Below are 11,664 nucleotides of genomic sequence, written 5' to 3'. Positions count from 1 at the left end.
AAGAATAGTAATGGATATGGTAGATGAAAACTGTTATATAGTATATAAAGATGGGCGAGGAGTTATTGTTGATCCAGGTGAAGGTTTCGATAGAATACAAAAGACGATAGATGAATTAAATGTAAAAATTGAAGCGATATTATTAACACATGCTCACTTTGATCACATTATGTCACTAGATGAGTGTAGAAAACACTATGAAGTGCCTGTATATATTTCAGGACATGAACGTGATTGGTTACAAAACCCGGATTTTAACGGTTCAACATTGTTCCGTTTAAGAAGGCCACCTATGACAGACCCGGCGGAATTTGAGTTTGAAGAAAATAAAAAATACGAAATTGCTGGTTTAAGTTTTACAGTACTACCGACACCAGGACATTCTCCAGGGGGAGTGTCATTTGATTTTGGTAAGTTTGTAGTAGTTGGAGATGCATTATTTAGAAGCGGTTTTGGTCGTTATGATTTATATGGATCAGATTATGATGCACTAAAAAATTCATTAGGAAATGTATTATTTAAGCTTGATGGTGCTAAAATAGTATATCCAGGTCATGGGGACGAGACTACAATTGAACGTGAACGAAGTCTAAATCTTATCGGTTGTTAATAAAAAAGGGAGGGATTTTATGAGAAAGTATATAGGAAGAATATACGTTGATTATTTTTTCTTTAATATTTGGGCAATAAGTTTAACATGTGTTGCACTAGCTTCTGTGATTTTTAAACTTATCGGTTTTGAAGAAGTGTTCGGTGTAGATTTATATATTATTCTATGGGTATTATTAGGATTAGTATTTTTAAATCATGTTATAGTTGTAATGCTTAGGGATAAGTATGAGTACAATACATTTTTTGAAATTACAGATGAACATTTTAAACTAGCTTCAACATTAATATATACATTCTTTAAATTGGAGGAAGTAGCACCACTTAGGAATATACTAGATTATACAATAAAGCAAAATATATTATCGAAAAAGTTTAATATTTATAAGGTTAGTATAAACACTGGTTCAGAAAAATTAAGCTTTTATGTTTCTAAAAAAGATGTAGAACAGTTAGAAAACCTATTGTTAACTATACTAGAAAACAATCTTAATTATAGGAGGTATAAGGATGAAGAATATTAAAAAAAGTCGAGTGCATCCTATGGTTATTATGGATTCTGTAATTACAGGATTTAGATTATTTGGTATTTTTATGGTGATAGCATTAAAAGAGCAAAATTGGAAATATTATTTACTAGTTTTGTCGGGATTTCTTCTACTAATAGTAATAGGTATATTTGATTATTTCTTAAAAAGTTATGAAGTACGTGATGGGGCTCTAATTTACACAAAAGGAATAATAAATAAAGAAGCAAAAAATATAAATCTTGAAAATATCCAGTCAATCGACATGAGTTCTAACGTATTGTATCAAGCATTTAATCTGCTTTCGGTGGATATTAATCTTGTTGGAGGTAAAATTAGGATAAAACCTCTGAAGAAGGAAGTCGCATTAAACTTAATTGATATACTAAGAGAATTAAAACAAGATCAAGATGAATCAGAAGATATAACTTCAGATCAAGAAGAAAGAATTCAAGAAATTCAAAAAGAAATACTAAGATTGTCTGTGAAAGACCTTGCATTTTATGGACTACTTAGGGTTAGGTTCTTTGCAGCTTTAGGGTTAATATTAGCATTAAATGGTAAGATTCGAGATGTATTCAAGTATCTCTTCGATAATGAAGCTTATTTTGACGAGCTTCTTCAAAAAAATGCTAAGTCAGTCGCGGGCAACGTAACAGCCATATTTATAATAATTGGGATATTTATGATTTTAGTAGTAATTGCATCGATTGTTCATACGATTGTAAAATATTATAACTTTATCCTTACGACAAAAGATAATAATTTACTGTGTAAATATGGACTGTTAAATAAAAAATCATTAGTTATTGATATTGATAGAATCCAGAGTGTGAAATTGATATATCCGTTACGTTATCGTTTCTTCGGACTTGCGAAATTATCTGTTGAGACCTTGACTAATAACGTATCAGAAGATTTAAGTGAACAAAAATCTACGATAGATGTCTTACCTCTAGTAAAAAAAGATTTTGCACAAAATTTTGTGAAAAATAATCTAGGTATTGATTTAGAGTACTATGAAAGTTTAGAAAGCGAGAAAATACAACGAAAAGCAAGGATAGCCTTGTATCGTTGGAGTTTGTTTAATTGCAGTCTGCTACCGATAATAGCATTTGCGATATTGTACTTTGCTGATATTAATTTTAAGTTAGAGTATAAAGTTTTGAGTTCGCTTGCTCTTTATCTTGTCTTAGTTTCATATAGTATTTTAGTTAAAAACTATATGTTGAAATATAACGAGCTTTCTTATGATAGACATTACTTTAAGAATACGTTTATGAGACAATTGACAATAATAACAGAATTTATTAAGGTGAAAAAAGTAGGAACAATTAATAGTAGGACGAACTATTTTATGAGTAAAAGAAATCTTGCTCATATATCAATAAATTCTATTGGGGTAAACTCAGATATTAAGTTGAAATATTATGATAGAGGATACAAAGAAAAATTAGAAAGAGATTTTATAGTTTCGGAGGTAGGTTATGAGTAGAATATTTGAAAAAAAATCGTGTAATTTACCACAGAGGTCTGTACAATATATAAGAATACACTTTGGCATATATGCTCTAGTTCTCTTATCACCAGTTATTGGTAAAAGTGTATATGACTATTTTAAAACGGAAATAAATTATAAGTTTCTTGGTCTAGGTATATTAGTGATATTAATAATATATGCTATAGTGGCTTTAGTTATTCCACCTTTAGTAATTAGAAATTATTCTTATGAGATAGATGATATGGGAGTATCGGAAGTTGAGGGAGTATTTTTTAAGAGTAAAAAAACTTTGCCTTATAATACTATCCAAGATGTTACGATACATACAGGACCAATTTTAAATAAGTTTAAATTGGCTAATATACAAGTAACGGGAATATATAGCAAATTATGGATTGATTATCTGCCCATTGAAGAAGCGGAGAAGTTAAAAGAAAAAATTCTCCAAGAAAGAAGTAAATATAATATTGAATATTGATTTTACTATATCATTTCAAGAATTTTATTTGACAATTAGCTGATATTAGTTTAGAATATAGGTATAAAGAGTAAGTAAAAACATAAAAGTAAAACACTAGCACCCGTTACAATGCTAGTGTTTTTATTATGATGAACATAATAAGGCTTATCGTTGTATATTAGAGTGCTTTTCATCAAGCCATTTGGGAGTGACTCAAAAATCGTGATTTCGGAGAAATCGATTTTGTCGAGTCACCCCCGCACAGTTTATTAGATATCTAAAAAGCTTTTATAAAGCGAATTTAGATATCAATAAACCACTGCGTCTATGAGTTTTCATGTAAATTATTTTTAAAATCTAGTACTTTTGGATTAGCTCCGTAATGTTAAGCACTGTTTGAGTAAGTATTTCCATAAAAGTATTTTATCACCTCCTACTATCGCAGGATTTGATTTGTTATCAACGACAAGTTAATTATATCATAGAAGAAGGATAATGTAACAATAATATTAAAATATATTCTATATGTTAAGTGTAAAAAGGAGAAAATTCAAGTCGATAAGACGATTTTTATCAATCTCAATTAAAGAAGCGGAGAAGTTAAAGGAAAAAATTCTCCAAGAAAGAAGTAAATACAATATTGAATATTGATTTTACTATATCATTTTTACTTTATCGTTTGACAAATTAGAAAAAGTATATTAAAATCAAATATGCTGATAAAAGAAATATAAATACTTATCAAGAGTGAGTGAGGGATAAGGCCCGTTGAACTCCGGCAACCTAATCAATTGATTAAGGTGCTTTCCTTAGCAAAGTTTACTTTGAACGATGAGGTAATAATAAAGACCTTGTCTATGAGATAAGGTCTTTTATTTTATAATTAATGAGATATTAAGGATCTAGAGAAGATTTGTATTAATATCAGACAAAAATATTTTTAGGAGAAAGAAATGAGCAAAACATATTTATTTACATCAGAATCAGTTACAGAAGGACACCCAGATAAAATTGCTGACCAAGTGTCAGATGCTATTTTAGATGCGATTTTAGAGCAAGATCCATACGGACGTGTAGCTTGTGAGACTTGCGTAAATACAGGCTTAGCAGTGCTTATTGGAGAAGTTTCTACAACAGCAAATGTTGACTTCCAACAAATCGTACGTGATACAATTAATGAAATTGGATATAATGATCCTAACAAAGGATACTCAGGTGACCATATTTCGGTACTTGTTGGTTTAGATAAACAATCTCCAGATATCGCACTTGGAGTTGATAATTCGCTAGAAACAAAACAACAAAAAGAAGAAAATGAAGTTGGTGCAGGAGACCAAGGTCTTATGTTCGGATTTGCAACTAACGAAACACCAACATTTATGCCACTACCAATCTACTTAAGTCAAAAACTTTCAAAACAATTAGCAGAAGTTAGAAAAAATGGTACTCTTACATACTTAGGTCCAGATGGAAAAGTTCAGGTTACAATAGAATACGATGTAAATCATAAAGTAAATAGAATTGATACTATCGTGGTTTCTACACAACACGATGCAAATGTAAGTCAAGAGCAAATCCATGCTGATATTAAAAAATACGTAATCGAGCCATGTCTAGATAAAGACTTACTAGATGAAAATACTAAGTATTTCATCAACCCAACAGGAAGATTCGTAATTGGTGGACCAGTTGGAGATGCTGGGCTTACAGGACGTAAAATTATCGTTGATACATATGGTGGATTCTCACGTCACGGTGGTGGAGCATTTAGTGGTAAAGATGCGACTAAAGTAGATAGATCTGGAGCTTATATGGCTAGATATATTGCTAAAAACATCGTAGCTAGTGGTATCTGTGATAAAGCAGAAGTTCAGCTAGCTTATGCAATTGGAGTAGCACACCCAGTATCGATTTTTGTAGAAACATTCGGAACATCAAAAGTTGATGAAGGGGATATCGTTAAAACTATTAAAGAAGAATTCCGTTTAACACCAAATGGAATCATCGAAACTTTAGATTTAAGAAAACCAATCTTCAAGAAAACAGCAGCTTATGGACACTTTGGACGTGAAGATGTAGAATTCACTTGGGAAAGAACTGACAAAGTAGAAGCATTTAAAAAATTATTAAAATAGATTATTAAGGCGTAGATTGGGATAAACCTAATTTACGCTTTTTAATTATTGAAAGTTAGATTTTTATGCATTGTGAAAGTCTTTTAATTGCAAAAATATTTGTAATATAGTTTAATATAAATAAGGACGAAAAGTGAAAAAAATATGTACAAATTATGGAGGTTTATGATGAATCTATATGACCAAATAGGAGAAGAAAAAATTGATCAATTAGTTATGTATATGTATGATGATATAATACCTAATGATGATAGAATCAATCTTTTATTCGTTGAAGGATTTGATAAAATTAAAATAGAACAAAAAAGATTTTTTAGATTATTTCTAGGAGAACCAGGTCATTCTGTATTTGCAACACCTGATTTGAGAAGAAAACATATGAAATTACCAATATCAATAAAAGAAGCAAAATACTGGTTAGAAGATTTCGAGTTAGCGTTGGATAGATTAGAATTAGATCCAGCTATAAAGAAATTCTTTAGTCAAAAAATAAACTCGTTAACAATGCAAATGATAAATACAATATAATAGGAAAATGTAAAAGATGATTATATTTGAAATATGACACTTTTACATTTTTTATTTAGAAATTTGAGTATGTTTGTTTAAAGATAAAATCTATGATATCAATAGAAAAAATAATTTTTTTTTAGTATAATAAAGTTAGAAATAGGGTAGGAATTAAAATTAAAAAATATTATTAAGTAATGAAAATAGGGGGATTTAAAATGGAAAACATAAGAAATAAAGACGCACGACCAATGATGGATTTAGTAGCGAAGAAAGTATTTAGTAATACTGAGGTAACGGCACAATTCATAAGAGATTTATTAGACTTACCAGTAGCTTCTGTAAAACTTTTAGATGGTGCACAAATCCATGCTAAGCCTTATAAAGATTTGTTACCATTTGTCACGCACGTAGATGTACTAGCAGAATTAGATGATGGCACTCAGGTTATTATAGAAATTCAAGTAGCTATGCAGGTTGATTTTATAAAAAGATTGTGGTTATACATCTGTGAACAAGTTTCGCAAAACTTAGATAAGTATAAAAAAGAAGGGGTAGATACACATTACTTATCTCAAGAATTAATACCGGTTTATGCTATAGCAATAACAGAGAAACCATATTTTGATGATAATCGAGCGATTCATACGTTCAGTATGCGAGATGATGAAAACTGCGAAGAATTAAAAGTTAAATTTAAAGGAATAGAAGAAAAAAGAAATTTAATAAGAATGGTATTTTTGGAAATAGAAAAATACAGAGAAAATACAATGGAAAATTACCAAAAAATACGTTGGATAGAATTTTTCGGAAACAAACCATATACACATGAACCAGAAAAAATAATGGAACAAGCAGATAGTATAATAAATCCAAGAAAATGGAGTGAGGAGGAAAAGAGTATGTTTGATGAGAGAAGAAGAGACTTTGATGGATATTATGCTCACCTAGCTTATGTTAGAGAAGAAAAAGAACAGGCAATAGCGGAAGGACTTCAGCAAGGAAGAGAACAAGGGCTTCAACAAGGGCTTCAGCAAGGAATCGCACAAGAAAGAGCGAAAACAATAAATATGATTGCAGATTTAGTAAAAGAAGGGAACTTAACCAAAGAAATAGGAGCTAGCAAATTAAATCTAAGCGAACAAGAATTTGAGAAATATTTATAGTTGAAATAGTAAATAACGTTTAAACCAAGTTGTAATAATAATGTAAATTCGAAAAAATCTATTGAAAGCTCGTTCGAAATATAAAATAAGAACAAAGGACAGGAAGTAAAATTATTACTCTCTGTTCTTTTTTGATTATTAAATTAAAAACTAGCTATATATTGTAATTTTTTCAGTTTTATATTCTTTAATATATGTGTTTCTAGTAGAAAATAATCTTTTTGAAAAGTAAAACAAAACACTATACATGAAAAATAAAGAAAGGAGAAATATCTAAAAAGCTCTATTTTAATAGCGTAAAACTATTAATAGGATATTAAATAAAAATTTAGGTGTAATAGCAATGAAATAAGTCTCAATAGTTATTATATATTGATTGAAGTGATAAACTATAAAATAAAAACACAAAATTTAATAAAATAAGTAGATGTCTACATAGAGTGGATGAATTCCTAAATATTTAATAGAAACTGTTCACAAACTCCCTTAATATGTTTGTGTAGTCTGTATGCACTAGCAAGTGATATTCCTAAAGCAATAGCTGTCTTTTTAACATTTAATGTCTTTGTATATTCCTCGAAAAATTCCCATTCAGAAAGATTTAATGTGTCTCTCAGATAATTTATAAGTTCGATATATAAGAAATCATAATCATTGGAAATAACATCAGAATTATTTTCGAATATATCTAAAGGAATACTCTCATGCCTGTTTCTTCTACGAATCTCATCGATGAGTTTTCTCTTAATAGTTACAAAAGCAAATCTATCAAAATCAGAAGAGTCTATCCCACCATCTTGTAAGATAAGAAAACTAACAAGAAGCCCCTCCATCCCATAACCATAAAACTCATCATGCAATTTCTGTGGAATATTTACTTTATATAGTGCTCTTTTAATAAGAAATTTTTTAATCTCTAATAATTCGTAAAATCTTTGAGTGTCATCTTCGTTTAATTCTATAAAACTTTTCATTATAATTGTCCTCCTATAGCTCCTCTCTATGTAGAACATCTCCTAATAAGGACGAATCATGTAATTATAAATGTGAAAATCAAAATAAATATAGTAAATAGAAATATAATAGGTGATTTAGCAGACTCCCACTCTTACAAAAGATTAAAAAAATCCCCTCATTATTATAAGTGAAAAAAATAGCCTTTTGTCACAAAAAACTAAAAAATTTATCTAGTTATATTGTCAAAAAAATCCTCTTCATATTCTTTTAACAAAATAGCTAATCTTTTCAGTAGCATTTCTTGGTGACGCTTGACTTTTGTAGGATGATTAAGATTATTCTGCATAGCTCCTCGTAAAGATGAATTGTTTACATATAGCTTATACAGAAGTAATTGATCATCTATAGAAAGAGTAGCTAAAGCATCATAAAGTGCATTATACAAATGTTCTTTGATAATTGTTTCTGTAGACAATGCAGAATAATCCTTAATTCGACTCTCCCCAGTGTTGTTTTCGGAAGAATAGTTCTCATAATAAATTAAGCCACTTTCCTTAAGCTTTTTAGCAGCATAATTAGTGCGATTTTGAATTGAATTTATCTGAGAATATATCTCCCTACTAACAGGAACTTTTATATTGTTTTTTATTTTAAAGTAATACATACGTTTACTCCTCCCATTTTTATCTGTAAGAGAGGGAGAGAGGGGAATATAGATTATACATAGTTTGAGAAAATCTGTAAAGAGATAAAATGAATGAGAATAAATTTATTTAAAATATAAAATTGTTAATAAAAACTCTAAAAAGATATAGATTTCAATGTTGATTAATTAATAAAGTAAATATTTTTTTGTTAATATACTTTATTTTAACTAAGAAGAATAGTTATAAAAAGTTGAAATAAAAAAAAAAAAAAAACTTATAAGAATGCGACGTTAACATAAATTATATATAAATATCAATTATTTTCATATCATAATTAGTTTATAAATTATTATTATATTTAACCATGAAAATAAGTTATGTTTAAAGTTGATTTAAGCCGGATGTTGTATTATAATTAAAGTGTTTACAAGTTTTTATTTATTAGATTGTTAACAACAAAAATATAAATTATATTAAATATTAAGAGAAATTATGAAAAAGGAGTAATGATATTTATGAGATATCAATATAAAAATGGTGAAAAACTAACGCGTTTTTCAATAAGAAAATATCATTTTGGTGCTGCCAGTGTAGCTGTAGCGTCACTTATTTTCTTCGGTGGCGGAATGTCCGCTAAGGCAGAAAATATTCCTACATCAGAAAATGCACAAGTTAGCGGTAAATCAGCAGATGGTTCATCTAGTGGTGATAAAAATTCAAAAATAGACGATAAGTCTACATCAGCACAAGATAAGTCGACTATTGTTGAAAAAACGTCTGATGTTGTCGCTACTATGAAAGTGGACAAAGTAGAATTAAAAAAATTAATAATTAGCTTAGATACACTATTTAGAAGTACAGAAAAAGATAAAATAGCTAGTATTTACGATGAAGTAAGTCAAAGTATATCTGAAGCAAAATTAGTATTAGATAAAGACACTGCTAGTGCGGAAGAAGTTAATGCTCAAGTAGAGAAATTAACAGAAGTTATAAGAAAACTTAAAGAAACTGTTGTAAAAGCAGACAAGACTACTGAAAAGGCTCAGGAAGAAAGTCGACAAGTAGGCGAGAAAAAAACAGTAGATAATAAAGCGAATACTTCAGAAAAAATAGATAAACAAGCAGAAACTAGTACTTTAGAAAAGAAAGAGTCTGAGAATAAAAAGTCAACAGCTCCTGATAAAGGGAAGCTTGAAACTCTTGCGAAAAGTTTAGATGTATATCTAAAATCTGCAAGTGAAATCACTAGACCTGAAACAAAAGAGTTGTTAAAAGGTGTAGAAGAAACAGTTCTTTCTGTTAAGAAAGGATTAGAAAATCCGCAATTAACAGCTTCAGAAATTGAAGAATTAATGAAGCAAGGTAAGCAAGCGGAGAAAAAACTTGCCTTAGCAGTATCTCGTGAAAACTCAGGTAAACGTGATTCTCGAAATGGTATAAATATACGACCAGAATCTTATTTTAGAGCAAGCTACTACAGAGCTGCTGATGGCAAAGTTTATGATAGCCATGGTGACGACCGTTTAACTGAAGCAACTGTTGGATATATTACAAAAGCAAATGATGGTTCGGGGTATCCGCCAGGTACATTTTTATATATTTCACATAACGATAATTCTTTCGCTAATGGTAGAAATAATGCAGATTTAGGACAACAACCTGTAAAAAGATTAAAACAAAAAGTTTTTGCGGAAGTTACTAAACAATCAAATGGATATCATTGGAAAATAACATATAATAATGCTCGTGAGTCTAGACAAAATCCAATTTATTACTTTACTATTCCAACAGGTCAATCTATTCAAAATATGAAATTATTTGAAAATGGTGCTGTGGTAAAACAAGGTGGAGTTAGAGAAGTATTTAATGGAGCTTCTGATAAATATTTAACTTCTGTTGGATCACCAGATACGGGAGTTAATGGAACAGCATATTATCAAAATGTTGCTAATACTCAAAATGGGATTGTGGGTAACCGTGGTGGAATTTATGGTTTAGATGATTTTGTAAAAAATAATACTGGAGTTTATTTCAATAGAGATGGAATGACTGAAGAAGACAAAACTGTTACAAATAAACTATACGATAAAATTAAAAGTTCTACTCAGAATGTATTTGCTTTTAGACCACGTGATTTTGATAGAGGGAATACTTATGTTGTTGAGTTTGATACAGTAGGAAACACTGAAGCACCACTATACTATATTGCTGGGATGAAATCTTATGAAAAAATTCCAACAGGACGTTTCATGCATAAGAGTTATCAACAATGGTATGGAGTTCAAGAAAGATATAATATTACAGTTGATACTAGTCGATTAAAAACAACATTCCTAAAAGGAACAGGGATAGGAACTCTTGATACAAAAGCTGGATTAGCGAGTAGTGCTGTCACAATTGAAGATACTTATACAAATACAAGATTTAACCCAGGTGCTAGAGATATAGGCGAGTATAATACTTATAAATCAACAGGAAATTATAGTAAAGATTACTATAAACAATTCCACAATAGATTTGTTAGAGATTTTAGAGGCGGCGAAGATGGAATTAATGTAACTGCTGATAGAAGTAAAGGAAACCATACTTTATATATTGAAGCTGATGTTCGAAATCAAAGAATTAATTTCCGACTACCTTATAAAGTTGTTACACAGTCAGATATCTATCAACCTGTAGCAAAAGCTGCTACTGGTGTTAAAGATTATACAGGAAATCTAGGTTCAGCAAGTGACTATATTACAGAATATAGATATAATTCTGTTCCAGGATTTAAAGAACCGGATTCTTATGATTTGGGGACACCTAGTGAAGGATTATCATTCTATAAAGATAGAATTTTTGATTTTCCTAAAACTAGTGCAAGAATTAAAGAACAGTCTGTTAAATCTGTTGAGTGGGTAGGAGGGACAAATGACCTTACTACTGGTACCAGAATTATTGAACTAACTGTTGAAAATGGTAGAAAAGAACTCTTTAAAGTCCCTTATTATATTGATGTAGTGCCTGGTGGAAAGATTTCTGCAGAGAATGTTGAGAAGTTAAATGCTGCTATTCGTGAAGCCTATCAAAAAGTTGATACAAATGGAAATGTATTGGGTACAGTTCCAACTGTTACATCAACTACGCCTGTATGGGTGCAAAAACAAATA

Annotated in this window: 10 protein-coding genes and 1 riboswitch; of the genes, 8 read left to right on the top strand and 2 right to left on the bottom strand. The window is 29.8% G+C overall.

Annotation, left to right across the window (positions count from 1 at the left end):
* The 7 genes from RWL85_RS07845 to RWL85_RS07815 form a co-directional block, all read left to right on the top strand.
* Positions 1–610 (top strand): MBL fold metallo-hydrolase (locus tag RWL85_RS07845; RefSeq protein WP_314086815.1); only part of this gene is annotated, 610 nt, incomplete at its 5' end.
* 19 nt (positions 611–629) lie between these two features.
* A complete protein-coding gene (locus RWL85_RS07840) occupies positions 630–1,133 on the top strand; it encodes a hypothetical protein (RefSeq protein WP_314086813.1) in 504 nt (167 codons plus the stop codon).
* Complete coding sequence (locus tag RWL85_RS07835) at positions 1,120–2,631, top strand: PH domain-containing protein (protein WP_314086812.1); 1,512 nt, start codon at positions 1,120–1,122, stop codon at positions 2,629–2,631. The genes RWL85_RS07840 and RWL85_RS07835 overlap by 14 nt, the downstream gene beginning before the upstream one ends.
* On the top strand, positions 2,624–3,115 hold the full coding sequence (locus RWL85_RS07830; protein ID WP_314086810.1) for a PH domain-containing protein: 492 nt from the start codon (positions 2,624–2,626) through the stop codon (positions 3,113–3,115). The genes RWL85_RS07835 and RWL85_RS07830 overlap by 8 nt, the downstream gene beginning before the upstream one ends.
* 717 nt (positions 3,116–3,832) lie before the next feature.
* Positions 3,833–3,935: riboswitch (SAM riboswitch) on the top strand.
* A gap of 115 nt (positions 3,936–4,050) precedes the next feature.
* A complete protein-coding gene (gene metK, locus RWL85_RS07825; protein ID WP_314086807.1) occupies positions 4,051–5,232 on the top strand; it encodes a methionine adenosyltransferase in 1,182 nt (393 codons plus the stop codon).
* Between the two features lie 165 nt (positions 5,233–5,397).
* The gene (locus tag RWL85_RS07820; RefSeq protein WP_314086805.1) at positions 5,398–5,760 is read left to right on the top strand and encodes a protozoan/cyanobacterial protein, globin family; all 363 of its coding nucleotides are present in this window, start codon (positions 5,398–5,400) and stop codon (positions 5,758–5,760) included.
* A gap of 200 nt (positions 5,761–5,960) precedes the next feature.
* Complete coding sequence (locus RWL85_RS07815) at positions 5,961–6,908, top strand: Rpn family recombination-promoting nuclease/putative transposase (protein WP_314086804.1); 948 nt, start codon at positions 5,961–5,963, stop codon at positions 6,906–6,908.
* A 452-nt stretch (positions 6,909–7,360) separates the two neighbouring features.
* Here the strand turns inward: RWL85_RS07815 and RWL85_RS07810 are convergent, their stop codons facing one another.
* Together RWL85_RS07810 and RWL85_RS07805 are read right to left on the bottom strand one after the other, a co-directional pair.
* Positions 7,361–7,882, bottom strand: a complete 522-nt coding sequence (locus RWL85_RS07810; RefSeq protein ID WP_314086802.1) for a sigma-70 family RNA polymerase sigma factor — start codon at positions 7,880–7,882, stop codon at positions 7,361–7,363.
* Between the two features lie 209 nt (positions 7,883–8,091).
* Complete coding sequence (locus RWL85_RS07805) at positions 8,092–8,529, bottom strand: hypothetical protein (RefSeq protein WP_314086799.1); 438 nt, start codon at positions 8,527–8,529, stop codon at positions 8,092–8,094.
* 498 nt (positions 8,530–9,027) lie between these two features.
* Here RWL85_RS07805 and RWL85_RS07800 point away from each other — a divergent pair.
* On the top strand, positions 9,028–11,664 hold a 2,637-nt coding region (locus RWL85_RS07800; RefSeq protein ID WP_314086797.1), incomplete at its 3' end, for a YSIRK-type signal peptide-containing protein.

It is taken from the genome of uncultured Gemella sp. (genome assembly GCF_963515875.1).
Lineage (GTDB): Bacteria > Bacillota > Bacilli > Staphylococcales > Gemellaceae > Gemella.
Note: the sequence above shows the minus strand (reverse complement) of the source record. Positions and strands in the feature narration are given on the sequence as shown.